Below are 25,140 nucleotides of genomic sequence, written 5' to 3'. Positions count from 1 at the left end.
AAGCAAATAATATTGTAAATAACTATGGGTTCGATATAATGATTTAGAAATTACTCTTAAGCAACATCAAGCATATCGAACCCATCTTTTCTGTTATCAATGAGTTGATTAGTTATAATGTTGATTATGCTTTATAATTAAGGTTAATTAAAGCTCTAACCTCATCCAAAAGACTTATAAGTTGTTTGCTGAAAGCAAAAGTCATCACATTGCTTTCCGTTTTGCCTTGACGAACTAAGTCATTAAAGTGCATGATTTCGTATTTGTACCCTAAGGCCCTCTCGCTAAAATCTATGGTTTTTTCTTTACCTTCAGAATTTATGGTAACTGCACTGGGTTTGTGAAATTGTGTATGGATTTTAATAGTACCTTTTTCACAATAAAAAATGGCCTCGGTAGGAGTGTCTTCAAGTAAGCTACTTCTTAAATAAGCTATTGTTCCACTGTTATATTTAAAGATTATGTCACAGGAAGAATCGGTATTATTTTCAAAAAATGAGGCCTTGGCATTAATCTCGTCGGGTTTACCTAAAGTAGAGAGAGCAGCAAAAATGGGGTAGATACCAATATCCAATAAGCTTCCTCCCCCTAACGATTTATTGAACAATCTAGTACTATTGTCGAAAGCCCTATAGAATCCAAAATCGGCTTCAAGTTTTAAAACCTTCCCAAGGGTTTGGATTTTCAAAAGCTTCAAAACGTATTGGTAATGTGGTAAAAAGTAGGTCCAAAGGGCTTCCATCAATAAAGTGTTGTTGGCTTTGGCAGATGTAATCATTTGGGTTACTTCCCCATGATTCATGGCAAATGGCTTTTCACACAATACTGCAATACCGTGCTTTAAACAGAGCAATGAGTTTTCCTTATGCAGGCTATGTGGGGTAGCAATGTATACCGCATCAATATTAGGGTCGTTTACCAGGGCTTCATAACTGTTATAGGCCTTTAAGGCGTTATAAGTTTTGGCAAATGCATTGGCTTTTTCTTGAGAACGCGATGCTACGGCGTATAACTTAGCATCGGTGACGGTTAATACATCTTGAGCAAATTTATTGGCAATATTTCCAAGCCCAATAATGCCCCAATTTATGGTTTTACGCGGTAATTGGTTTTTCATTTTTGTTAATTATTTGAAGCAAACAAGCCATAGCCATTACCAAGATACAGCCAAATAGGTTCAGCCAAAGGTAGGGCATCCAATCGAACCACCAGCCAATAATCACAATGCCTTGAGTAATTAAAGCTGAAATGAATACCGCATTGGCTTTAACAAACTTTAAGAAAAACGCCAAAAGGAAAATACCCAATACATTGCCATAAAAAATAGAGCCTATAATGTTTACCAATTGTATCAAGTTTTCGGCAAGATTGGCAAAGCAGGCAATTATTATGGCAATAATACCCCAAAGCAACGTGAATAGTTTGGTGGCTTTTACCATGTGTTTTTCATCCTTTTGTTCCTTTAGGTTCCTGCCATACAAATCTATAGACGTTATCGTGGCCAAAGCATTTATCTCTGAAGCAGTAGACGACATCGCTGCCGATAGGATTACGGCCAGTAACAAACCAATAAGCCCTTTAGGTAGGTTTTTAAGGATAAATGTAATGAACATGTAGTCCCTGTCGTTCGTTTCGGTGTCTTTGGCAGATGCTTTGTACAATGCCTTTAAGGCTTCTTCTTTTTCTTTGTATGCTTCACTGTTTGTATTATTCTCGAATGCCAATAATTCGTTGTTTAGCCTGTCGTATGTATTGGCGTAAGACGTATCGATAGCCCTTTTAATTAAGTATTTAGATTCTAGCCGATGTGCTCTTTCAATACTGTCCAATACCCATAAATCCTTTTTTAGGGCATTGTTATCTGCCTTGGCAAGCTGTAAGCTTAGTGCTTTCTTTTCTTTAAAAACGGCATGTTGTTTTTCTTGAAGTGTTTGGTACTCTTGGGCGTATTCTGAAGCTAAAACTTTTTCAGTAGATGAATCAATAAAATTCAATGGTGCCGGGTTAAATTGATAAAAGACAAAGACCATAACCCCTACTAACAAAATAAAAAATTGCATGGGGACTTTTAGTAGCCCGTTAAAGAGCAATCCCATTTGCATTTCCTTCATCGATTTCCCTGAAAGGTAACGTTGCACCTGACTTTGGTCGGTGCCAAAATAAGACAACATTAAAAACGTACCGCCAATTAAGCCTGTCCATACGGTATAACGGTTTTCCAGATCGAATGAAAAATCCAATACTTCCATACGTCCACTGGCACCAGCAATATCAAGTGCATTGGTGAATGAAACGTCTTTGGGTATTAAATTTAAAATGATAAATAGCGCAGCGAGCATGCCTATAAAAATGACAAACATTTGTTGCTTTTGCGTTACGGTAACCGCTTTGGTGCCTCCTGAAACCGTATAAATAATTACCAAAATACCAATAATGATGTTGAGGTAAGTAATATTCCAGCCCAAAACAACCGATAGGATAATCGCAGGAGCAAAAATGGTAATCCCAGCAGCTAAGCCGCGTTGCACTAAAAATAAAATGGCGGTAAGGCTTCTGGTTTTTAAATCGAACCGGTTTTCTAGAAACTCGTAAGCGGTATATACTTTTAAGCGATGGTACAATGGGATAAAAACCATACAAATAATAACCATGGCAATAGGAAGACCAAAATAAAACTGAACAAATCCCATACCATCGGAAAATGCTTGCCCCGTAGTCGATAAAAAGGTAATGGCACTGGCTTGAGTGGCCATAACAGACAGACCTATAGTCCACCATTTGGTAGAGTTGCCCCCTTTTACATAATCGTGTACACTTTTACTGCCCCTGGTTTTCCAGGTGCCATAGCCAACAATGGTTAGCAAGGTAACCAATAAAACAACCCAATCTACCCAATTTAGTACTTGCATCTTAAAACGCTTTCATGATAAGGTAAAACACTAAAATGTAAAGGGCGTTGGCTATTAAAACTATAGAGTATAGTTTAAGCCATTTTGGAATTGGTTGTTTGGTGTCGCTCATAATCAATCGTTTATTTTGGCTTCTAGTTCAACAGTATCTTTTCCTATAGATAGCATATTGGCAAACAAGCGGTAAGCACCAGATACGCCTTCGGGGAATTCCCTAAAAAAGCTTAACCCTGTATAGATATAATACCCTTTTCCGTATTTGGCAACTAGTAAACTACCCGCTTTAGGGGTTTCGCCTGCATCGTTCATAGATAGGATAGGGGTAAACTCCTTGGCCCATTCACCAGGGAAATATAATCCGCGTTCTTGGGTCCAGCCTTCAAAATCTTTTTGGGTAATTTTATTGGGGTAATTAAGTAGTTCGTGCTTTGGTGCTAAAAACCGAACTTCGGCATTTTCGTTAGTTACACGGTCTCTAGAAAGTTTTAAGGTATAAGGGGCAAGTTGGCCTGCCTGTAGGCGGTAGCTGGTATTATATTGCACAATCATATTGCCACCCTGTGCTACAAAGTCGAATAATTGTTGTTGTTTGAACTGTAACTTATCTAAGGTGTTATAGGCTCTAATGCCTAAAACCACAGCGTCAAAAAGGCTTAATGTTTCAGCATTAATATCTTCAGGAGTAATAACCCTAACACTATAACCTATTTGTTTTAAGCTTTCTGGAACCACATCACCGGCACCTTGTATGTAGGCAATATTTTCCCCCTTCTTTTTTATATCCAAACGCACTACTTTACTTTCACTAGGCAATAAAACTGTTTGGAACGGAATATGATTATAATCTATTTCAATAAGTTCTTTGGTGTATTGCTTGTCGTTAACATGAACAATAGGGCTTATATGGCCTTCGCTTTGGTCTTTTGGAGGTGTTATGGTAAACGTTAGCGTTTGTTCTTCGCCTTTATTGGTTATGTTAACTTTTTTATTTTTAGGGTGTACGCTCCAATTGTTAGGAAGGCAAATTTCAACTGTGCCTTCAAGGTTATCACGTCCTGCTTTAACTATGACAGATACATCCCGTTGTTTGTCATCTTTAAAAATGATAACCTTTTCAGTGATTTTAGCTGATGCTTCGGGGATAATTTCAAACGGACGGTATAATTCACCTTTATCAGGTTTGGAATATCTGTAAATTACAGGTTTGGTAATAGTGATGGGAATGTTATTGATTAGAAGGTTGAAACCTAAATTGTAAACCCTTGGTGTTTCGGGAAGCCCTATTAAATTTCTATCAGACACTTTATACATGCCCAGCGATCCTTTTTCTATAAGCCAATATGGCGTTGTGGGTTGTTGGTCATTTTGAACTTTCAAAGGTTCATTGAACGTATATTTGGTGTTTTCCTCAAGGGCAATATCTTTTTGTATTTGAAGGCCTTTTGCGTTTTGGATGTTTATTAACTGAATGGGTAGGTTGCTTCGATTTAAAACTTCTATGTCCAGATTAATGGTTTCACCCGGTGTGGCCCAGTTGGTTTCCGCCGAAACTTCCAAGTATAATCCCGCACACATTTCAATAATGTTTTTTAGCTCTTTTGTTTTTTGGATTCTCCAATGGCGATCTTCTATCTTTTGCAATAATTGATAGGCCTTAAGCAATTGGGGTATATGAACGGATGGCCTACTGAAATTAAAGTTATGTTCAATATCGTATAAAATATTTCCAATAGCTGTTCCTCCCTTTATACGGTTCCAAGAAGTATCAATACCAGCAAAAACATTGTCTTGGTCCAGTAAAGGTTCACCTTTTAAAAATTCGATATATTCTTTTTGGGAACCTCGCTGTGCCAATCTACCAAAGCCTTGACATAGGTGTTGGCTGCTTGCCAGTGCGGCTACTTCGTTATTAGATAAACCTTTAAGGGGGTAGTACACGCCAATATCTAAACTCAGCATATTACTTTTATCGGCTTTTTCAAAGTTTTCCTGACTGCCATAAAACCACCAGCCTGTATTAAAAAATAGTCGCTTGGGCTGCCATGTGCCAACGTTTTTTAAGGTTTCGGGATAAGCAGAGGCATCGTTCGATAAATCGAATGCTTCCATGCTCAACATAGCAGAACTGGTGTGGTGGCCATGAGTGCTGCCTGGTGTTCTATGGTCGAAACGGTTGATAATAATATCGGGTTTAAATGTTCTAATGGCCAATACGACATCACTTAAAACATCATCTTTATTCCAAATTGAAAGGGTTTCGTTTGGATGTTTGGAATATCCAAAATCGTTGGCTCTGGAAAATAACTGTTCACCTCCGTCAATGCGTCGTGCGGCTAATAGCTCTTGTGTTCTAATAACGCCTAAAAGTTCTCTTAATTCGGGGCCAATAAGGTTTTGTCCCCCATCACCACGTGTTAACGATAAATAAGCAGTTCTGGCTTTAACATGGTTGGACATGTATGAAATAAGACGGGTGTTTTCGTCATCTGGGTGAGCAGCGATATATAAAACTGAGCCTAAAAAATTTAACTTTTGTAGGGATTCGTAAATTTCTGATGCAGAAGGTGTTTTTGGTTTTTGGGCTTGTAAATTGGATAAAAGGAAAACAGTAATAAAAGCAAATAATATAGCTCTTTGCATAACTTTTTGAGATTAGCTAAAAGCCAAATATAACAAAGTTATAGGGAGATTGTCTAGCTTTTAATGTTTCTTTAACTTAAATGAGTTTCAGGACAAATCTAAAAAAATAGAAAGACTTAGAACCGCTGTAAGTAATGGGCTATAACCATTTTTTACGTTTAAAAAAGTAGAGCATTCCAAGAAAAAGAACTATCATCACGCCCCAAACTACAAAATAGCCATACTTATAGTGCAGTTCTGGCATATAGTTAAAATTCATGCCATAAATACCAGCAATGAATGTAAGTGGAATAAAAATAGATGCCATGATGGTAAGGACTTTCATGACCTCATTCATTTTATTGCTAATGGTGGTCATGTACATATCCATTAAACTCCAAATCATTTCTCGGTAAATGTCTATGTTTTCTGAAACCTGGGTTAAATGGTCATAAATATCCTTGTAGTAACTAATGGTTTTTTTATGGATAAGACTGTTGTCGTTTTTTTCAAAACGATTAATGACTTCACGAAGTGGAAAAATAGAACGTCGAACTCTAAGGATTTCACGTTTTAAATTTTGAATGTTTTTGGTAGTATGGTCGGTAATATTTCCAGAAAAGATATCCGATTCCAGATCTTCAATCTTATCGCCTAGAAGTTCGGTAACGCTAAAATAATGATCTACAATAGCATCTATAAGAATGTAAAGCAGATAATCGGCCTGCATGTGTCTTACTCTACCTTTTGCAAACCTAATGCGGTCTCTTACATTATCGAAAACATCGCCTTCGGCCTCTTGAAACGAGAGTACATAATTTTTTCCTAAAACAAAACTAACCTGTTCAGAAACCATACTTTCATTAGCATCGTAGTGCAGCATTTTTACAATTACGAATAGATAATCGTCGTATTCGTCAATTTTTGGGCGGTGCGAAATGTTTACGATATCTTCTAAGACCAAGGGATGCAAATTGTAATGTGTTCCTAATGTCTCAATATCATTAACATGGTTTAAGCCGTTTAAGTTAATCCAAGTGGTAGAATCGGAAAGTTTAAACGAAAAACTTTCTTCAACGTTTTGCAATTCTTTTTCTACATATTGCTCTTTGTTAAAATCGAAAAGCTCAATAGATAGTTTTTGTTTGGCCTTTTCGCCAGTATAAATAATACTTCCAGGAATTTGACCCAGTTTCTTTTTGGAAAATTGTGTTCTTTTTTTGGACATGTTATAAACCTAAACGCCCTATAAATATAAACAATATTAAGGGCCAGTTTAATAATTCCAATTACAAATTCTTAATAGAAGCTCCTAGACAGCTTCGCCATCGTCTTCAATGGCATCTTTTTTAATTAGGGTTACTGCTCTTTGAAGCATTAAATTATTGGGGTAGGTTACTAGGTCTCCATTTTCTAAACGCAGATGCAGTTGAAAAGCTCTAATGTCTTCAATAATAGCTGTTATAGGGAAGTCCTTATCATGTATCTCTATTTTATCGCCCACTTTGTATGGAAAGTTGAAAAACATGATAATCCCAGAAGTGACATTGCTTAAAATAGACCAAATGGCAAACAGGCCAACTCCCAAAACAGCAAAAAGCGATGAAAAAATAATAGCCAACCGATTTAGGTCCGTTCCAAAAACCCAAGCTTCAATAAGTAAGGCTATTAAAAGGAATAAAGCCGTTAAGTATCTTTGCATGAGCCGTATGCGAGCTTCATTAATGCCATTTCTTCTGGCTACCTTAGCTAAGGTAATATTGGCAATAGCTCTCAAGGTTAATAAGGATACAATAACTATTCCTGTGATGATAAGCTGCCCTTGAAGTGTTTCTGAAAACATTGTGTTTTGGTTAGGGATTACTTAACAAAGATAAATAGTTTTATGCTATTCCAGTTTTAAAATGTTGATGAATGACTTATAAAAGTTCAGGCTTAATGGGTGTTGGCAATATCGTTTAAGGTTGTGTAAACAAGATGGGTAGGCAATCCCATAACGTTAAAATAAGAACCTTCTAATTTGGTAACGCCAATTTGTCCTATCCATTCCTGTATGCCATAAGCACCAGCTTTGTCAAATGGTTTGTAGGTTTGTATGTAGTAATTAATCTCTTCGTCGGTGAGAGGTTTAAAGGTTACCTTTGTGATATCATGTACTGTTTTTTCAAAAGTCTTGGTGGTAAAACAAACTGAAGTAATCACCTCGTGCGTAGCGTTGCTCAATGACTTTATAATGTTAAAAGCTTCAGCTTCATTTTTAGGTTTTCCTAAAGCGGTATGGTTATGCCAAACAATGGTATCACTGGTTATAAGTATCTCTTTGTCTTTAAGTTCCGGCTTAAAGGGCAAAGCCTTTAGTTGGGCTAAATAGTTGCTTATTTCGAAATGTGTTAATCGGTTAGGATATTCTTCTTTTACTGGTTTTAAACGGATTTCGACATCAACGCCAAGGTTTTTAAAAAACGCTTGTCTACGAGGAGAGCCCGAAGCTAAAATGATATGATGGTTTTTTAAGGTGTCGCTCAGCATTAGCTTAAAAGAATATACTTGTATAAAAGTAAGGAAAGCATACCAGAAAGCATAACCAGTTTAAGCATGGCGCTAATATGGCGGTATTCCTGTTTTGTTTTTGCGGTTAACAATTTTATGAAAACATAAATTAAAGGGCCAATAATAAAAAATATAAAATACCCTGAGGCGATGGGGGTTTTGTATAACGAGCTGATGACATAAAACGAAATGGCCATGGTGGTAAAAAGCGTTAACACAAAAGCGGTGCTCCTAGCTTTTGAAGTGCCAATAACTATGGGTAAGGTATGCATGCCAGATTTTGTGTCACCTTCAATATCTTCAATATCTTTTATTATCTCCCTTATTAAATTTATGATAAAGGCAAAAACGGCATAATAAAAGATGATTTTAAAAACAGCCAGTTGGATATATTGGTTCTCTGGAGTGATTACTGGTAATAATTCAAAAATACCAACAATTAAAATGCTTAGTGATACCAAAAGGGATATGATAATATTGCCAATTAAAAAGAGACGTTTTAAATAACTGGCGTATACATAAAGCAATGCAGATATAATAACGAATAAAGCAAAGAAAGCATTTTTGCCAACAAGGTGTGATACGTAAAACCCAAGGCCAACACCAATAAGGTTTAAGGCAATAAAGCAGTTAAAAGCAGTTTGTTCCGTAATGTGTTTGCCAACTATAAGCTTGTTGGGTTTGTTAATGGTATCGGTTTCAATATCGTAAATATCGTTGATGATATTTCCTGCAGCTGCTATGAAAACCGTAGCAAGTATAAGTAATGAAATGCTAAATGTATTTAAACTAACTTGAACTCCCAAAGGTTCTAATAGAGCATATTTTATTAATAACTGTACAAGGACAAGCATTAATAAATTTTTCCAGCGGATGAGGTTGAGGTAGTTCAAGGTTTAAAGTTTTAATGTGCACTGCAACTGAATACTGCCTACTGAAAATCAATCATATTTAGCATCAAAATTGCCATTCCATTTGCCTTGTACTTTCAGTACTTGTTCAATAACATCGCGAGCAGCGCCTTTGCCCCCTTTTTTGTGGGATACGTACTTAGAAATGGCTTTTATTTCGGGAACAGCATCTTGCGGACAACAAGGGAGGCCTATAAGTTTCATAGCGGGGTAGTCTGGCACATCATCGCCCATATATAGTACGTTTTCACGCTTAATATTATTTTTACTAAAATAGTCGTTAAGCTGTTCTATTTTATTGTGTGCGCCCAAATAAATATCGGTAACACCCAGGCCTTTTAAGCGTAAACGAACCCCTTCGTTAGTGCCACCGGAAATAACGCAAATATTATAGCCACTGTTTACAGCTGTTTTAAGGGCGTAACCATCTTTTACGCTCATAGTCCTTAGCATTTCGCCATCGGTGGTTATAATTACTGAACCATCGGTTAAAACACCATCAACGTCAAAGATGAAGGTGGTTATATGTTCTAAGTATTCTTTATAGCTTTTTTCTTCCATTTATTATTTTTTAGTTGAGTTGTTGTCGGAAACCCGGTTGCTCAGCCAGGTCGAAGCATGCGTTTCTTGAATAGCAGCAGTTAATAATTTATAAATCTCTTGGTGTTGTTTTTTATCGAGTTGGTTTAAATGCTTTTTAATGGTTTTTTTGTCGCCCCGTTTTGCTGGACCTGTTTGTGCCATATAGGGCGAGACGGTTTGTATTTTGTTGGCCGTTTCCAATATCAAAGGTTTTAAAAGGTCGAACTCGGCACCATGGGCTTCGGTAATTTCGTGGCCGATACGGTATAGCTGATTGGTAAAATTATTGACAAAAACGGCCGCTAGGTGTAATGCGCGTCGTTGGTCGCTATTTATTTTTTTAGCAGGGCTTCCTATGCTAACCGCTAATTGTTTTATAATATGGTAATCGGGTTTGTGTAAGGTCTCAATACATATAGGGACATTGCTAAAATCAATATCGGCCGTTTTGCTAAAGGTTTGAAGCGGATATAATACGCCTCTTCGGTTTTTTTTGTCTAAATCGTGTACATTTACACTCCCGGAAGTGTGTAGAACCAATCTGTTTTCAAATGGCAATTGTGCAGACAATTCGGCAACGGCATCATCACTTACCGCCAATATGTACATGTCGGCAATTTGCAAGGTGTCTAAATTATCGGTAATAGCAACTTTGTTTCTGTAAGAAGCAATGGATTTTAAATGTCTATTATACCACTGATTTACAGAAATATTATCTGCTTTTTCAAACGCCTTAAACAAATGTGTGGCTACATTTCCTGCACCTAAAATAACTACTGAAATCATACTGCGAAAATAAGCATATATTTTTTCAATAGTTCAAATTGAATAAAAACTTAATCAGGCACAAGAGACAGTAACGCTATGGGTATGTCCACTTCCACTGGTAGAGGAAACACTAATTTGTTGGTTGTTCTTAAGGCTTGTGAAATTTGCAGCAGTTAAGGTTACATTATGCGAATGTCCTGAAGATCCAGTAATGTCATAGGTTTTTTGGGTGCCTGCATTAACATCCTCTTTCGAGACTGTAAGGGTGTGGCCATGATTACTGGAAATAGAACTTGATGTCCCATTTTCAATACAATTGCCTTGGGATCCGCCACCGTTGTTATTTCCTCCGTCATTGCCTCCATTGTTATACGAATCATCGGAGGAACTTGAGCAACTTAATGCAGCATAGGCGGGTATGGCAATAAGCATAGCGCCCAGCGCTTTTTGGATAAACGTTTTTCTTTTCATAGCTGTATTTTTTTGTTAGAAACCTTATTTTTGAAGAATAGTAACTATTGCAAAAAAGAAACTATTGTACTAAATAAGCTATCTTAAAAATAACGATTTTTTTTGAGATAATAAGGTGTTATGTAGTTGTATTTTAGGTAGATGGAAGGGTTGGGTTGATCTTTAATCCATTATTTTTTGCTTTTTAAAAACAATTAGGGGTAAACAGATGAAAAAAGATATAAAAACACGGGATGATGTCTATTTGTTAGTGTCGTCATTTTATAAAAAAGTGAGAAAAGATGTTGTCTTGGGGCCTTTTTTTAATGGTGTTATTGAAGATTGGGATGTCCATTTAGAAAATCTCACCACTTTTTGGGAGTCCAGTTTGTTTTTAAAGACACGATATATTGGCAATCCTTTAGAAGCCCATATTAAGGTGGATAAAGACAATAACAATACCATTACCGAAAGGCATTTTGGTTTGTGGTTAAACTTATGGATTGAAACTATTGATGAGCTATTTGAAGGCGATTATGCCGAAAATGCAAAACGGAGAGCAAGAAAAATGGCAACTTTTTTGTATTTGAAGATTTTTGAAGCGAGAACTCAGTGAGCAGTAGTCAGTAGTTAGTGGTCAGTGGACAGTGATCAGTGATCAGTATATATTCTACAATCTAATTATCTAGCGTCTTTGTTCTTGACTCTTCAAGTATCTGTCTTTGGTCTACAACGTATTCGGTCTAACGTCTAACGACTAACATCTACCATCTTTTTATCAAACTTTAACATCTTAAACTGAATTGAAATATGTAAATTTGCACGACCTTAAAATAGGTATTTATCATGCAAGAAAAACTCGCTAAAATTCTCTTCTCCACAAGACTTACCGCAATCTTATTTATTGTTTTTGCCGCAGCTATGGCAACAGGAACGTTTATGGATGCTGGGCAGGAAACTTCACCAACGCCTTATACCAGAAATTTAATTTACAATGCTTGGTGGTTTGAAGCCATTATGGTGTTTTTTGTAATTAATTTCGCGGGCAATATTTTTAAGTACAAGCTTTATAAAAAGGAAAAGTGGGCAACGCTTACACTACATATTGCATTTATATTTATCCTACTTGGAGCTTTCATTACAAGGTATATAGGTTTTGAAGGCATGATGGCCATTCGAGAAGGCGCTACGGAAAACACGTTTTTGTCCCAAAGAACCTATATAACAACTTATATTGATGGTGATTATAAGGTGGATGGTGTCGCACAACGCCGTGTATTGGAAAACGAAGTCGATTTTTCACCACGATTGGATAACCACTTTAAGATTAAAACCAAATATAATACACAACCCGTAACCATTGAACTGGAAAAATTTATTGCCGGAGCCGAAGAAGATATTGTCCCAGATGACAATGGCGAACAGTATCTTAAAATGGTTGAAGCGGGAGCCGATGGCCCACATAACCATTTTTTAAAAGTAGGGCAAGTAGCAAGTATACATAATATTTTGTTTGCACTTAATAAGCCTACCAATGGTGCTATTAACATTACTTATCAAGGTGATTCGTTAAGCATTAACTCTCCTTTTGAAGGAGAATATATGACCATGGCAACTCGTGCGCAAGGGAAGCTGGTAAAAGATAGTTTACAGACGCTGCATTTGCGTTCGCGCTACGTCATAGGCAATATGCAAATGGTATTCCCAAAACCTGTCGTTAAAGGTGTTTTCGATGTGGTTCAAAAATCACAAATCCTTAAAAATGATGCCGATGGCGTGGTGCTAAAAGTGACTACCAATGGAGAAACGAAGCATATTGGATTGCTAGGTGGAAAAGGCATTAATAATAATTTTAAACAGATAGAAGTTGGCGGACTGGAATTTGCTTTTAAGTATGGTTCTAAAGTTTTACAGTTGCCTTTTAGTATTAAGCTCAACGATTTTGTTGCCGATAAGTTTCCTGGGTCTAATATAAATTCGGCCTATTCAAGTGACGTTACAGTTATAGATGAAAAAGAAGGCGATTTCGATTACAAGATTTTTATGAATAACATCCTAAACCATCGTGGGTATCGATTTTTTCAATCCAGTTTCCATCCAGATGAGAAAGGCACTGTGCTTTCAGTTAACCACGATTCTTGGGGGACACTGTTTACCTATATAGGCTATTTTATGCTCTATTTTGGATTGTTGTCCATTTTATTTGTAAAAGGAACACGGTTTTCAGATTTGCGCAAACAGCTTAAAAAAGTACGAGCTAAAAAAGCAAAACTGATTACGGTTTTGTTGTTGTGTATGGGGCTATCTGGCTTTAGTCAAGAGCATACCCAAGACGATGGTCATGACCATTCAGCCCATGCAGTACAGTCAAGGCCAACCAAAGCTCAGATAGATTCTATTTTAGCGACGAACATAACGCCTAAAGATCATGCCGATAAGTTCGCGCATTTGGTCATTCAAGATTCAGATGGACGTATGAAGCCTGTAAGTACTTATGCTTCAGAAATGCTTAGAAAATTAAGCAAGCATGATACTTATGAAGATTTTGATGCCCATCAAGTATTTTTATCCATGCAGGAAAGTCCAAGGTTGTGGTATAGCGTTCCCGTAATTTATTTGGCTAAAAAGAAAGCAGATACCGTAAGGCACATTATTGGTACCAGTATAGAAGATAAATATGTGACCTTGGCCGATTTCTTTTCAGAGCACGGTGACTATAAGTTGCAACCTTATTTAGAAGATGCTTTTAGTACAACCACGCCTAATGGTTATCAAAAAGAAATACAGGAAGCCCACAAACGTGTTAACTTGTTATATAATACCATTGAAGGGGCATCTTTACGATTGTTCCCAGTTCCTGATGATGCCAATAACACTTGGATGTCGTCTTACGATTATAGGTTTGGAACCCATAAAATACAAGATTCACTTTATGGAAATTTTATAAAGAATGGTTTTCGAGCTTATCTTGTAACGCTTAATCAAGCAAAACAAACAGGAGATTATTCCGAAGCAGAAAAGCTGTTGGAAGCCTTCAAAAAAACGCAGCATAAATATGGAGCCGAAGTCATGCTAAGCGACGATAAAATCCATACCGAAGTACTTTATAACAAGTACGATATTTTTAAAAAGCTGTTTAGTTGGTACATGTATGCAGGTAGTTTAATGTTTGTGCTGTTAATAGTTCAAATTTTAAAGGATAAAAGCAAGTACATAGATGCTATTATAAAGGGATTGAAGTGGGTTATTTTTGGAGTATTTCTACTCCATTTGGCTGGTTTAATTGTCCGTTGGTATGTATCTGGGCATGCCCCATGGAGTAATGCCTATGAATCTATGATCTATGTGGCTTGGTCTACCATGTTGTTTGGGTTTATTGTTGGTTTAAGTAAGAAGAAAGAGAAAGCCCATAACGATAACGACAATGTATCAGGGGTTTTATCGACGATTTTTGGGAAAAGAAAAACGTCAGACTTAACCATAGCAGCAGGAGCTTTTGTAACTTCTATGTTATTAATGGTTGCGCATTTCCAATGGATGGATCCATCAATTGAAAACTTACAGCCTGTGTTAAACAGTTATTGGCTTATGATTCATGTGGCTATTATTGTAGCCAGTTATGGGCCTTTTACTTTGGGTATGATTTTAGGGGTGGTATCCCTACTTCTTATGGCGCTAACCACTAGTAAGAACAAAACCAAAATGGATTTAAACATTAAAGAGCTCACTATTGTTAACGAAATGGCATTAACCGTTGGATTGGTCATGTTAACTATTGGTAACTTTTTAGGTGGTATGTGGGCCAATGAAAGTTGGGGACGCTATTGGGGTTGGGATCCTAAAGAAACCTGGGCGCTTATTAGTATCATGATTTATGCTTTTGTTATCCATATGCGATTGGTGCCTGGGCTTAGAGGGCGTTGGTTGTTTAACCTTAGTTCGGTAATTGCTATTTCGTTTATAATTTTTACTTATTTTGGTGTGAACTTTTATTTGGCTGGACTACATTCCTACCAATCGGGTCAGCAAATAGCCAGTTTTAAAATTATCGCTATGGGTGTTGCATTTGTAGCTTTATTGGGGTACTTTGGTTATAGAGGGTATGCTAAATATTATAAGAAATAATGTGATGCAAAAAACAACACTTATTGTTTTAATACTCGCGCTAACTGCTTGTAAACAAAATAAAGCATCTCATGAATCTGAACTAAGAGAAAGTAAAGCAGTTGTTCAGGTTGTAAAAAATGAAACTATTATGCAAAAACAGTCTATCCACCAGTTTACCGTTAAGGATTTATCGGGTAATGACTTCGATTTGTCAACGTTGAAGGGAAAAAAAGTAATGGTTGTTAACACGGCAAGCGAGTGTGGCCTCACACCACAATATAAAGATTTGCAGGCACTTTACGAAACCTATAAAAATGATAATTTTACGATTATTGGTTTTCCGGCAAATAATTTTGGAGCACAGGAACCGGGAACCAATGCAGAAATAGCAACATTTTGTCAGCAAAATTATGGGGTAAGCTTTCCTATGATGGGAAAAATCTCCGTAAAGGGAGATGATATGCACGAGGTCTATCAATTTTTAACCCAAAAGGATAAAAATGGAGTTGAAGACTCTGAGGTGACGTGGAATTTTCAAAAGTACTTAATAGATGAAAATGGCTATGTTGTACGTTCCCTAACACCAAAAACATTGCCTACAGATACGTCTATAATCACTTGGATTAAAGGGTGATTGTGCTTTAAAATGTTTCTTATTAAAAGCTCATAAAAAGCTGGATACTTTGTTTAAAGTGTATGTCCTTAAAATCGTTAATGACCTTATTGGCTTTTGAATAATCTTGATTTTTTGAATGCTTGCTGTTATAGCCTATACAAAAGATATTGGCAGCCTTGGCGGCTTCAATGCCATTGGTAGAATCTTCAATCACCATACATTCTTTAGCGCTAAAACCTGAAGCCTGGGCAGCTTTAATAAAAATTTCTGGATGTGGTTTGGACTGTTCTAAATCAGCTCCACTTAATTTTGCTTTAAAGTATTGGTTTAGGTCAAAGCGATCAAAAATACGCTCAATATTGGGCATAGAAGCCGAAGAGCCTAACACTAGAGTTAGTCCGTTATGGTAATAATCTTTAATCAAATCTAAAACGCCATCAATTAATTTAAAGCTATCGTCGTTATCGAACAGGTATTTAAAATGCTTACGTTTTAGGGCTACTAAGGTTTCGGGTTTTTCGGTTAAATTAAAGTGTTGGCAAAGGTGCTGACAAATAGGGAGCGTAGCTTGCCCTGTATAAGATTCATAAAGGGAGTCGCTAACTTCAATGCCTACCTCTTCGAACATTTCCCTATAGGCTTTACGGTGCAAAGGTTCGCTATCCACAATAACACCATCCATATCAAAAATAACAGCTTTTAGCATCTATTATAAGTTATTGGTTAAATAGTTATTAATTATTAGGTTCCATTATGCTAAGAAATGGGCAGCATAACGATTAAAAAATAATTAATAGCTGTTGTAAATTCAAAGGTTTTAATGAGTACTATAAAAAGGTTGATTTAATTTGATAATTAACTTTTTAGGGTACTTCTTTTTTTCTGCGAAGATACACATTGCCCAAAACCTTGAAAAACTATTTTGCGGTTTTAAATTAATTCTTCATATTTGCGACTTATGATTGTTTAATTCGACTTCCGTATCGTATCGAGAGCCTCTCGAACAAAAATGAGCCAAATGCTTCGGTGTTTGGTATAGTCTATTTTTTATAATTTTCAGAATGCAATCATCAAATAAAATTTCTTTAAAACAATACATTCAATATTTTAAAATTGCCGTAACGGGTAAGGAGCAAGAGTTTACATCGGGGAGTATTCGTAGGGCGGTATTTATGCTGTCCATACCCATGATTTTGGAAATGCTCATGGAATCGATTTTCGCTTTGGTCGATATTTTATATGTGTCGCAGGTAAGCGTTAACGCTGTGGCGACTATTGGTTTAACTGAGTCTGTAATAACCTTGGTCTATGCAGTAGCCATAGGATTAAGTATGGCGGCAACAGCCGTTGTAGCTAGACGTGTAGGTGAAAAAGATTTGAAGGGGGCCTCTAGTGCAGCGGTACAGGTTATTTTTTTAGGGGTATTTGTGGCGGCAATAATTAGTGCCATAGGCATTATATACCCCAAACATATTCTCGAATTAATGGGAGGTGAACCCGATTTAATAGCCGAGGGCTATGGCTATACCCAAGTGCTATTAGGTGGTAATGTTACCATAATGCTATTGTTTCTAATCAATGCAGTGTTTAGGGGAGCTGGCAATGCTTCGGTGGCTATGTGGACACTGGTATTGTCTAATGGGCTCAATATTATATTGGATCCTATATTTATTTTTGGTTTTGGTCCTGTACCCGAATTCGGTGTGCAAGGTGCTGCAATAGCCACAACAATTGGACGAGGTACGGCTGTGGTTTTTCAGCTTGCCATTTTGTTTTTTGGTTATAGCAAAATAAAAATTGGATTTAACGATTTAGTGCTACGCCTTAAAGTGATGTTTAATCTAATAAAAGTATCATTGGGAGGTATAGGCCAATTTTTAATAGGGACTTCATCTTGGGTGTTTTTAATGCGCATTATGAGTGAGTTTGGTAGCGAAGTGCTAGCAGGGTATACTATTGCCATTCGGGTTATGATGTTTACCTTAATGCCGGCATGGGGTATGAGTAATGCCGCAGCTACTTTAGTTGGACAAAATTTAGGGGCTAGAAAGCCAGAACGTGCAGAACTATCGGTATGGAGAACCGGAAAATATAGCGCTATTTTTATGGGTATAGTGTCTGTGGTCTATTTGGTGTTTGCACCTCAAATTATTGTGCTGTTCAATACCACTCCAGACGTTGTTAAATATGGTAGTTTATGTTTACGTGTTATTGCTGCTGGTTATATTTTTTATGGTTATGGTATGGTGGTTATTAATGCATTTAATGGCGCTGGCGATACCAAAACACCTACCTATATAAACTTTGTTTGCTTCTGGTTATTGCAATTGCCATTTGCTTACCTTATGGCACTTACCTTGGATTTTGGCCCAGTAGGGGTCTTTTGGGCCATTACTATTGCAGAGGTCTTAATCGCTATAATTGCGATTGTATGGTTTAAAAAAGGGTATTGGAAGACGGTTGAAGTATAAGTGTATTTTTGTAAATTACTCACTTATACGCTTAAACAAATATTAAGATGAAAAAAGGAAGACTTGAAGCATTTACAGATGGCGTTTTGGCCATTATTATTACCATTATGGTATTAGAGTTAAAAGTGCCACATGGAGGAACGTTTGAAGATCTAACGCCTTTACTGCCTATTTTTGGAAGTTATATTTTAAGCTTTATTTATTTGGCCATTTATTGGAATAACCACCATCATATGATGCAAACCGTTAAACATGTTACTGGCCCTATTCTATGGGCCAACATGCACTTGTTGTTTTGGCTCTCTTTAGTGCCATTTGTTACAGGATGGATGGGAGAGAACCATTTTACAACGGCCTCGGTTTTTTTGTACGGCATTGTTTTATTGTGTGCCGCATTGGCCTATTTTATTTTACAGACCCTAATTATAAAAAGTCATGGCAAGGATTCTATCTTGGCTAAAGCTTTAGGTAAAGATATAAAGGGAAAAACATCTCCTGTTTTATATATTTTGGGAATAGTTGGCGCTTTTATTAATGTTTGGATAAGTGGTTTCTTTTTTGTTTTGGTAGCGGTAATTTGGTTAATTCCAGACCGAAGGATTGAAAAAACCTTAAAAGAGGGCGCAACGCATTAATGCTACTTTTTGGTAAAATCAGTCTTTATAAACAAGCCAGCTTGGAGTCGGTGTAAGTTTTCCTTGTTCATGGTATTTCTATTAACATAACCTATAGTAATTGTGTAGTTTTTATTAATTGCTGCCCCCAGTCCGCTATAAAATCGGTTTTCAGGGCTGTTGCTTAACTTAGGAGAAAGCAGCAATTCGTTTTTTAAAAGTAGGGATAAAGTATTGTTGATTTTAAGTTTAGTACCAATACGATAGCGAAGCCGCGCTACTGCCGATCTTTTATTAGGCTTTCTTAAAAAGCGATGATCTACCATTAACCTATGTTCTATGGGGAGTTTCACAAAATGGTGTTTAAATATAATTTGTTCGGAAATTCGGTTTTCCAAAGTATGGGGTGACGATAAATCTATTGAGCCATCGAAATCTGCATAACCATAGGTCAATACAGCCTTAAGTTTGGGATTCAATTGATAGCTAAGTCCTCCTTTCAATAAAACAAAGTTGAAATTGTCATTTGCTTCATATAGCCATAATAGGGTATAGGTATTTACACTTAATTTTTTTGAAATCTTAGTATTGATGCCTAATTCATACCACCCCCCTAACTTATCTTCAGGGTTTGACTGTCCAAAACTTAAGTTAATACTTAAAAAAAGGCCTAGAATTATTAATAGATGTTTCATGGCATACAAATATATGCGTTAGTAATTTGTTTTAACCTGTTGTGTATTTTAGATCAAACTAATTTCAATTATGTCTGTTCGAGTGTCCGCCAAAGGCGGGACGTATCGAGAACTATTCAAAGACTAAAATTCATACCTGTCTGCCTGCAACAGGTTCTCGATAAAAATTTTACTCATTTCAATCGTAAAATTCACTCGAACTGACAGCATTTTATCAAATTACACAACGGGTTGTTTTTAACTAAATTTTGTTTGGTAATATAAAAGGAGCTCAATAATAGAGCTCCTTTTACAATTCATAAGAACCTATTAAAAGTGTTCGTGTAAATGATGGTGTTCATCAATTAATGGACCACCTTCAATAATTTGTTCTGAAGCTTGTTGCGCAAACTTCTCAAAATTTAAGTGGAATGAATGTGCCAATTGAATGGCCTTGCCAATATAGGCGCCTTTTTGTAGCCAGGTATTCATTGGGTCTAATATTTCAGAAGGTACACCAGGACAGTATTTAGGCATAAATAGGCCGAAAATAAAGTTCTGTTCGTAATCCACGCCATCTAAATCACCATTAAGAATGGCTGTAATCATCGCTCTGGTATATTTTAATTTTATACGAGAGCCTACACCATAAGCGCCACCACTCCAGCCAGTGTTTATTAACCATACATTTACCCCGGCTTCTTGCATTTTTTTGCTTAACATTTCACCATAAACGGTAGGGTGCAATGGCATAAATGGTTCTCCGAAACAAGCTGAGAATGAAGGTACGGGCTCGGTAATTCCTGCTTCGGTTCCAGCTACTTTAGCAGTATATCCAGAGATGAAGTGGTAAGCCGCTTGCCCAGGGGTTAATTTTGAAACAGGAGGCAATACACCAAAAGCATCACAGGTTAAAAAGAAAATGTTCTTTGGGTTGTTGGCATAGAGCGTTTCCTGAATGTTATCGATATGGTAGATAGGATAGCTTACACGTGTGTTTTGGGTAATGCTACTATCTTCATAATCGGGTTCACCATTATCTTTAAAGATTACATTTTCCAATAATGCACCAGGCTTAACGGCTCTAAAGATATCTGGTTCTTTCTCTTCGGTTAGGTCTATTACTTTAGCATAACAGCCTCCTTCAAAATTAAAGATTGTATTGTCTGCTGTCCAGCCATGTTCGTCGTCGCCAATTAATTTTCGTTCAGGATCTGCTGAGAGGGTGGTTTTTCCGGTTCCAGATAACCCGAAGAAAATAGCTGTGTCTCCCTTTTTGCCCACATTGGCAGAACAGTGCATTGGTAATACATTTTTTTCGGTGGGTAATATTAAATTTAAGGCGGAGAAGATACCTTTTTTCATTTCACCAGTGTAAGCTGACCCGCCTACCAAGGCTATTTTTTTAGTAAAGTTTAGAATGGAAAAATTACCTTGACGTATGCCATAGGCTTTAGGGTTTGGACACTCGTAACCAGGAGCACAGAGGATTAACCAGTCTTCCTTGAAGTTTTCAAGTTCCTTAATGCTAGGTCTTAAGAACATGTTGTAAACAAATAGGTTAGACCAAGGGAATTCGGTTATGGTTCTAATATTGGTTCTGTATTCTGGTTCCGCGCATACATAACCATCTCTGGCATAAATTTCTTTTCCAGAAAGATATTTTACAATTTCATTTTGAAGCTTGTCAAAACTTTCAGGAGATACCGGTTTATTGGTTTTTCCCCACCATACTTTATCAGCAGTGTAATCATCTTTCACTAGAAAGCGGTCTTGAGGCGAACGCCCTGTAAATTTTCCAGTGTTAATAGCTAAGGTACCGTTAGTGGTTTCCTTGCCCATACCTTTTTCAACCGTTATTTTTTGAAGTTCTTCAGGAGACAGATTCCAGTTTACAATAACATCTTGGATACCATATTGCTCTAAGCTAGTGTCTTTTTGTAAGGTTTCTAAAGTTTTCATTCTGTATTAAATTTAAGGTTCTTAATAATAATTTGTATGTTTTTAAAATGGCCATATTATTGGTACGAGCATTAGTGAGATAATCAAAAATATTAGTAGCAATGGCGCACCTACTTTTAAGTAATTCATGAACTTATAACCCCCGGCTGTCATGACCATGGCATTGGTTGTCGTGCCTATTGGGGTTAGAAACGCTGTTGAAGCACTAATGGCGACTACTATCATGAAGGGTTCTGGCGATAGGTTTAAAGTACTGGCAGCTAACATGGCTATAGGTGCCATAAGCACTGCTGTAGCCGAGTTGTTTATTACCTGACTAAAGGTGGTGGTTAATAAAAAAACACCAGCAAGTAATGCTATGGGGTGAATGGCTCCTAAATAGCTTACCAAACCATTAGCAATAACTTGTGCCGTTCCTGTTTTTTGTAAAGCGATGCCCATGGGTATCATGGCGGCAATCATCACTACACTGGTCCAACTAATACCTTTATAGGCTTTGGTAATAGGGACACATCCCGCTAGTAAAATAATACCAGCAGAAATTAATGCGGCTATGGCTCCCGGTACAATTTTAAATACCATAAACACAATCATGAGTAAAAGAGCACCTAAGGCTATGTACGATTTTAGATTAAGCTTGTCAACGTTTTTGGCCATACCTTCTGGGCTACCAATAATTACTAGGTTTTCATGTTGTTTTTTTAGGTTGTCAATATCTTCCCAAGTACCTCTTAATAAAAAGGCGTCACCTGCTTTTACCGTTATTTCTTTTTCTTCTAAAGGTTTGTTGTTTCTGGAAGCGGCTAATAGCTGAATGCCATATCGGTTAAAATAATCCCCAATTTTATAATGTTTTCCAACTAACATAGAGTTAGGGTTAACAATAACTTCGGTCATACCAACTTCTTGGTTTATGAGGTTGTTTTTTAACTCATCTGTAATAGGTTCCAATGGTAAAAGGCCTAGTCTAAATTTTATCATTAATTTATTAATACCTTCAGTGTCTCCTTTTACAGTGATTATGTCATGATATCTTAGTTCTGTATCATGTGTTGGAAATTCTTCATAGCTATGTATTCCTTTTAATAAATTAGGATGCCTTCTTTTTAATCGAATGATAGAAACGTTAAAGTTTTTTTCAATGTGCCAGTCTTCCAATTTAGTGTTTATAAGGGGAGAAAGGCTTCTTATACGTAACCTGTAATAGTCGTTGTCTATTTTATAGGCTTCTATCCATTTGTGCAAGGTTGTTTCAATGTTTACAGGCTTGTTGTTGGTTTTGTTTTTTGGTAGCAACCTGTAACCTATGTATCTAAAGTATAGTAAGGCAATGATTAGTAATGGTAATCCAATCAAACCAAATTCAAAAAATGAAAACCCGTTAAACCCAGCATCAACTAAAGCATTACTAGCAATAATATTAGGAGGTGTTCCCGTTAAGGTTAATAATCCACCGGTATTAGACCCAAAGGCAACAGGCATTAACATTTTTGAAGGTAAGGTTCCAATGCTCCAGGCAGAAGAGATGGTTAAAGGCATTAATGTGGCGACAGTACCCGTATTGCTAACAAATCCAGAAAGTATCCCAGCTCCTAAAGTAACGATTACTAAGAGCTTAGGAACACTTTTTCCGGCCCATTCCACAAATTTTTTACCTGCCATGGCGGTCCAGCCCGTTTGGGCAATACCTTCTCCAATAATAAAGAGAGCAGCAATCATAATTACTGTAGGGTTACTAAATCCGCTTAAGGTTTCAGTAGCATCTAAAATGCCGGTTAAGTATAAACTTATCATAGATATGAGCGCCACAATATCTGGCGTGAATTTTCCCCAAGCAAAAAGACCGATCGTGATGGCTAATATGGTGAGCATTAAAAAAATCATATCTAAAAAATGTTTATTAGTTTTACGGTTTAAATACCTGTTGGTTAATTGATGGTATTTTATTTTTTATTACAAAGTAAAATTACAGGCTATTGTCGCTAATTATTATGACGGATGTCATGCTTTTGGGAAGAACATTATTTTTCAATAATTATGAAGGTTTTGAGTTTTTTCATGTTGAAAAAAAACACGAAAACGTAATAGTAATGGAGCTTTGTTAAGATTTCTTGATATATTTAATAAAAAATAAGGTTAGCAGAATTGAACGTTCAGTTTTTAACAAATAAAAATGATAAAAAAGCTTCTAAAAAGGATGAAGTTTGGTTAAAAAAACAATAGAATAAACTTATGAAACTGATATGATAATTAAATATACAGCAAATGATTATTTTAATTATCAAAGGTTACATCTAACCATTAAAATTCAATAAAAGAATACCGATGAAATTAGATATACTTGCTATAGGAGCTCATCCAGATGATATAGAGCTAGGTTGTGGTGCCACCATAGCCAAAGAAGTGGCTAATGGTAAAAAAGTTGGGGTTATAGATTTAACTCGTGGTGAATTGGGGACACGGGGTACTGTTAAAACACGGGAGGAGGAAGCCGCATGTGCTGCGAAAATATTAGGTGTGACTTTGCGTACTAACATGGAATTTGCCGATGGGTTTTTTGTTAATGATAAAGACCATCAAATAGCATTGATTAAAATGATACGTAAATACAGGCCAGATATTGTTCTATGTAATGCAATTGATGATAGGCATATAGATCATGGTAAAGCCAGTAAGTTGGTAAGTGATGCCTGTTTTTTAAGCGGACTCTTAAAAATTGATACTAAAGATGAAAATGACGATGTTTGGCAAGAGCCTTGGCGACCAAAGCAGGTGTACCATTATATTCAATGGAAAAACTTAGAGCCTGATTTTGTGGTAGATGTTACAGGCTTTATAGATAAAAAAATGGATGCCGTTTTAGCCTATAAAACCCAGTTTTATAATGAAAACAGCAAAGAGCCAGAAACCCCTATATCAAGTAAAAATTTTACAGATAGTGTAAAGTACAGGGCAAGGGATTTGGGGCGTTTAATAGGAGTAGAACATGCCGAAGGGTTTAATGTGGAGCGTTATGTGGCAGTAGATAGCCTGTTTGATTTGAAATAGTGATTAAAATATTTAAAAAAGTTTTTGTAGAGAAACCGAAATAAATTACATTTGCACTCGCATTTGTAATGCGTTTTACATGGTGGTTGTAGCTCAGTTGGTTAGAGCGCCTGATTGTGGTTCAGGAGGTCGTCGGTTCGAGACCGATCTTCCACCCAAAAAGACAAGCCTTTCAAGTTTTTGAAAGGCTTTTTTTGTGCGTTACGGTGAGGTCGAGAAGTTTATGCTGAGCGTAGTCGAAGTAAGACCGATCTTCCACCCAAAAAGACAAGCCTTTCAAGTTTTTGAAAGGCTTTTTTTGTGCGTTACGGTGAGGTCGAGAAGTTTATGCTGAGCGTAGTCGAAGTAAGACCGATCTTCCACCCAAAAAGACAAGCCTTTCAAGTTTTTGAAAGGCTTTTTTTGTGGAGTATTATGAAGATACCTGAACAAAAAAAAAGTCATCTTCTTGGGAGCTCATTAACATAAGAAATAATAGTTTATTCATTTATGCTTTTATAGGTACATATTTCTGTAACCTTCCCTAAAAAAGAACTACTTAAAAATCGAATCTACTAGGCTTAATTCAACACTGTCCAGCTTTAGTTAACCTATAAATATTGGAATGTAATCATTTGACCTCTCAAAAATGATTGTTTGTCCCCTCTGTTTTTTTCGTGTTAAGTTAATTTTACTGTACTAATAGTTTCATATTAAAAAATGATTTGATAACTAAATACAATATTCTTACAGCAATTTTTTTGCTTGTCATCTTAAAATTTTCAAATCTTTATACTTATGATGAATATGTTTATTTATTGTTACATTTATTGCCAAATTAACATGTTCAATGAGTAAATTGATTAATGAATACTTTTGA

20 protein-coding genes and 1 tRNA gene are annotated in these 25,140 nt (G+C 36.5%); 7 read left to right on the top strand and 14 right to left on the bottom strand.

Annotation, left to right across the window (positions count from 1 at the left end):
* Positions 1-124: 124 nt before the first annotated feature.
* The 10 genes from MR062_RS16070 to MR062_RS16025 all read right to left on the bottom strand — a co-directional run bounded on the left by MR062_RS16070 (position 125) and on the right by MR062_RS16025 (position 10,810).
* Positions 125-1,117 carry a Gfo/Idh/MocA family protein gene (locus tag MR062_RS16070; protein WP_242206140.1) on the bottom strand — a complete coding sequence of 331 codons (993 nt, stop codon included), beginning with the start codon at positions 1,115-1,117 and terminating at the stop codon, positions 125-127.
* Positions 1,095-2,909, bottom strand: a complete 1,815-nt coding sequence (locus MR062_RS16065) for a sodium:solute symporter (RefSeq protein ID WP_242206138.1) — start codon at positions 2,907-2,909, stop codon at positions 1,095-1,097. Before MR062_RS16065 ends, MR062_RS16070 begins: the two co-directional genes overlap by 23 nt.
* Positions 2,910-3,023: 114 nt before the next feature.
* Positions 3,024-5,549, bottom strand: coding sequence for a PIG-L family deacetylase (locus tag MR062_RS16060; protein ID WP_242206136.1), 2,526 nt, complete (start codon positions 5,547-5,549; stop codon positions 3,024-3,026).
* 139 nt (positions 5,550-5,688) lie between these two features.
* On the bottom strand, positions 5,689-6,756 hold the full coding sequence (gene corA, locus MR062_RS16055) for a magnesium/cobalt transporter CorA (RefSeq protein ID WP_242206134.1): 1,068 nt from the start codon (positions 6,754-6,756) through the stop codon (positions 5,689-5,691).
* An 84-nt stretch (positions 6,757-6,840) separates the two neighbouring features.
* Positions 6,841-7,371 carry a mechanosensitive ion channel domain-containing protein gene (locus MR062_RS16050; RefSeq protein ID WP_242206132.1) on the bottom strand — a complete coding sequence of 177 codons (531 nt, stop codon included), beginning with the start codon at positions 7,369-7,371 and terminating at the stop codon, positions 6,841-6,843.
* Between the two features lie 92 nt (positions 7,372-7,463).
* A complete protein-coding gene (locus MR062_RS16045; protein ID WP_242206130.1) occupies positions 7,464-8,057 on the bottom strand; it encodes a Maf-like protein in 594 nt (197 codons plus the stop codon).
* Positions 8,057-8,971 carry a geranylgeranylglycerol-phosphate geranylgeranyltransferase gene (locus MR062_RS16040; protein ID WP_262916861.1) on the bottom strand — a complete coding sequence of 305 codons (915 nt, stop codon included), beginning with the start codon at positions 8,969-8,971 and terminating at the stop codon, positions 8,057-8,059. The genes MR062_RS16045 and MR062_RS16040 overlap by 1 nt, the downstream gene beginning before the upstream one ends.
* Before the next feature lie 48 nt (positions 8,972-9,019).
* Complete coding sequence (locus MR062_RS16035) at positions 9,020-9,550, bottom strand: KdsC family phosphatase (RefSeq protein ID WP_242206126.1); 531 nt, start codon at positions 9,548-9,550, stop codon at positions 9,020-9,022.
* Between the two features lie 3 nt (positions 9,551-9,553).
* Positions 9,554-10,357, bottom strand: a complete 804-nt coding sequence (locus MR062_RS16030) for a Rossmann-like and DUF2520 domain-containing protein (protein ID WP_242206124.1) — start codon at positions 10,355-10,357, stop codon at positions 9,554-9,556.
* 54 nt (positions 10,358-10,411) lie between these two features.
* Positions 10,412-10,810: a hypothetical protein gene (locus tag MR062_RS16025; protein WP_242206122.1), complete on the bottom strand. Its 399-nt coding sequence runs from the start codon at positions 10,808-10,810 to the stop codon at positions 10,412-10,414.
* Positions 10,811-11,018: 208 nt separating this feature from the next.
* Between MR062_RS16025 and MR062_RS16020 the strand changes: the two genes are divergently transcribed.
* The 3 genes from MR062_RS16020 to MR062_RS16010 all read left to right on the top strand — a co-directional run bounded on the left by MR062_RS16020 (position 11,019) and on the right by MR062_RS16010 (position 15,530).
* Complete coding sequence (locus tag MR062_RS16020; RefSeq protein WP_242206119.1) at positions 11,019-11,405, top strand: group III truncated hemoglobin; 387 nt, start codon at positions 11,019-11,021, stop codon at positions 11,403-11,405.
* Between the two features lie 230 nt (positions 11,406-11,635).
* The gene (ccsA, locus tag MR062_RS16015) at positions 11,636-14,914 is read left to right on the top strand and encodes a cytochrome c biogenesis protein (RefSeq protein ID WP_242206117.1); all 3,279 of its coding nucleotides are present in this window, start codon (positions 11,636-11,638) and stop codon (positions 14,912-14,914) included.
* Positions 14,915-14,918: 4 nt separating this feature from the next.
* Positions 14,919-15,530, top strand: coding sequence for a glutathione peroxidase (locus MR062_RS16010; RefSeq protein WP_242206110.1), 612 nt, complete (start codon positions 14,919-14,921; stop codon positions 15,528-15,530).
* A gap of 22 nt (positions 15,531-15,552) precedes the next feature.
* Here the strand turns inward: MR062_RS16010 and MR062_RS16005 are convergent, their stop codons facing one another.
* Positions 15,553-16,218, bottom strand: a complete 666-nt coding sequence (locus MR062_RS16005; protein ID WP_242206105.1) for an HAD family hydrolase — start codon at positions 16,216-16,218, stop codon at positions 15,553-15,555.
* Between the two features lie 355 nt (positions 16,219-16,573).
* Here MR062_RS16005 and MR062_RS16000 point away from each other — a divergent pair, with 355 nt between their 5' ends.
* Together MR062_RS16000 and MR062_RS15995 are read left to right on the top strand one after the other, a co-directional pair.
* Complete coding sequence (locus MR062_RS16000) at positions 16,574-17,983, top strand: MATE family efflux transporter (RefSeq protein WP_242206104.1); 1,410 nt, start codon at positions 16,574-16,576, stop codon at positions 17,981-17,983.
* Positions 17,984-18,030: 47 nt separating this feature from the next.
* Entirely contained in the window at positions 18,031-18,618 is a 588-nt protein-coding gene (locus tag MR062_RS15995; RefSeq protein WP_242206100.1) for a TMEM175 family protein, read from the top strand.
* Between the two features lie 2 nt (positions 18,619-18,620).
* Here the strand turns inward: MR062_RS15995 and MR062_RS15990 are convergent, their stop codons facing one another.
* The 3 genes from MR062_RS15990 to MR062_RS15980 form a co-directional block, all read right to left on the bottom strand.
* The gene (locus MR062_RS15990; RefSeq protein WP_242206098.1) at positions 18,621-19,292 is read right to left on the bottom strand and encodes a DUF2490 domain-containing protein; all 672 of its coding nucleotides are present in this window, start codon (positions 19,290-19,292) and stop codon (positions 18,621-18,623) included.
* A 309-nt stretch (positions 19,293-19,601) separates the two neighbouring features.
* On the bottom strand, positions 19,602-21,233 hold the full coding sequence (gene pckA / locus MR062_RS15985) for a phosphoenolpyruvate carboxykinase (ATP) (protein ID WP_242206096.1): 1,632 nt from the start codon (positions 21,231-21,233) through the stop codon (positions 19,602-19,604).
* 42 nt (positions 21,234-21,275) lie between these two features.
* Positions 21,276-23,117 (bottom strand): SLC13 family permease, encoded by a 1,842-nt coding sequence (locus tag MR062_RS15980; protein ID WP_242206094.1) that lies wholly within the window; start codon positions 23,115-23,117, stop codon positions 21,276-21,278.
* Between the two features lie 441 nt (positions 23,118-23,558).
* Between MR062_RS15980 and bshB1 the strand changes: the two genes are divergently transcribed.
* Positions 23,559-24,281, top strand: a complete 723-nt coding sequence (gene bshB1 / locus MR062_RS15975) for a bacillithiol biosynthesis deacetylase BshB1 (protein WP_242206092.1) — start codon at positions 23,559-23,561, stop codon at positions 24,279-24,281.
* Between the two features lie 81 nt (positions 24,282-24,362).
* Positions 24,363-24,438: transfer RNA gene (locus MR062_RS15970), tRNA-His, on the top strand.
* Positions 24,439-25,140 lie beyond the last annotated feature (702 nt).

The organism is Aestuariivivens insulae (assembly GCF_022662195.1).
GTDB classification, from domain to species: domain Bacteria; phylum Bacteroidota; class Bacteroidia; order Flavobacteriales; family Flavobacteriaceae; genus Aestuariivivens; species Aestuariivivens insulae.
Note: the sequence above shows the minus strand (reverse complement) of the source record. Positions and strands in the feature narration are given on the sequence as shown.

Bases quoted from the DNA above. Each gene is read 5' to 3' on its own strand.
- MR062_RS16070 (WP_242206140.1), bottom strand. From the start codon at position 1,117: ATGAAAAACCAATTACCGCGTAAAACCATAAATTGGGGCATTATTGGG.
- MR062_RS16065 (WP_242206138.1), bottom strand. From the start codon at position 2,909: ATGCAAGTACTAAATTGGGTAGATTGGGTTGTTTTATTGGTTACCTTG.
- MR062_RS16060 (WP_242206136.1), bottom strand. From the start codon at position 5,549: ATGCAAAGAGCTATATTATTTGCTTTTATTACTGTTTTCCTTTTATCC.
- corA (WP_242206134.1), bottom strand. From the start codon at position 6,756: ATGTCCAAAAAAAGAACACAATTTTCCAAAAAGAAACTGGGTCAAATT.
- MR062_RS16050 (WP_242206132.1), bottom strand. From the start codon at position 7,371: ATGTTTTCAGAAACACTTCAAGGGCAGCTTATCATCACAGGAATAGTT.
- MR062_RS16045 (WP_242206130.1), bottom strand. From the start codon at position 8,057: ATGCTGAGCGACACCTTAAAAAACCATCATATCATTTTAGCTTCGGGC.
- MR062_RS16035 (WP_242206126.1), bottom strand. From the start codon at position 9,550: ATGGAAGAAAAAAGCTATAAAGAATACTTAGAACATATAACCACCTTC.
- MR062_RS16030 (WP_242206124.1), bottom strand. From the start codon at position 10,357: ATGATTTCAGTAGTTATTTTAGGTGCAGGAAATGTAGCCACACATTTG.
- MR062_RS16025 (WP_242206122.1), bottom strand. From the start codon at position 10,810: ATGAAAAGAAAAACGTTTATCCAAAAAGCGCTGGGCGCTATGCTTATT.
- MR062_RS16020 (WP_242206119.1), top strand. From the start codon at position 11,019: ATGAAAAAAGATATAAAAACACGGGATGATGTCTATTTGTTAGTGTCG.
- ccsA (WP_242206117.1), top strand. From the start codon at position 11,636: ATGCAAGAAAAACTCGCTAAAATTCTCTTCTCCACAAGACTTACCGCA.
- MR062_RS16010 (WP_242206110.1), top strand. From the start codon at position 14,919: ATGCAAAAAACAACACTTATTGTTTTAATACTCGCGCTAACTGCTTGT.
- MR062_RS16005 (WP_242206105.1), bottom strand. From the start codon at position 16,218: ATGCTAAAAGCTGTTATTTTTGATATGGATGGTGTTATTGTGGATAGC.
- MR062_RS16000 (WP_242206104.1), top strand. From the start codon at position 16,574: ATGCAATCATCAAATAAAATTTCTTTAAAACAATACATTCAATATTTT.
- MR062_RS15995 (WP_242206100.1), top strand. From the start codon at position 18,031: ATGAAAAAAGGAAGACTTGAAGCATTTACAGATGGCGTTTTGGCCATT.
- MR062_RS15990 (WP_242206098.1), bottom strand. From the start codon at position 19,292: ATGAAACATCTATTAATAATTCTAGGCCTTTTTTTAAGTATTAACTTA.
- pckA (WP_242206096.1), bottom strand. From the start codon at position 21,233: ATGAAAACTTTAGAAACCTTACAAAAAGACACTAGCTTAGAGCAATAT.
- MR062_RS15980 (WP_242206094.1), bottom strand. From the start codon at position 23,117: ATGATTTTTTTAATGCTCACCATATTAGCCATCACGATCGGTCTTTTT.
- bshB1 (WP_242206092.1), top strand. From the start codon at position 23,559: ATGAAATTAGATATACTTGCTATAGGAGCTCATCCAGATGATATAGAG.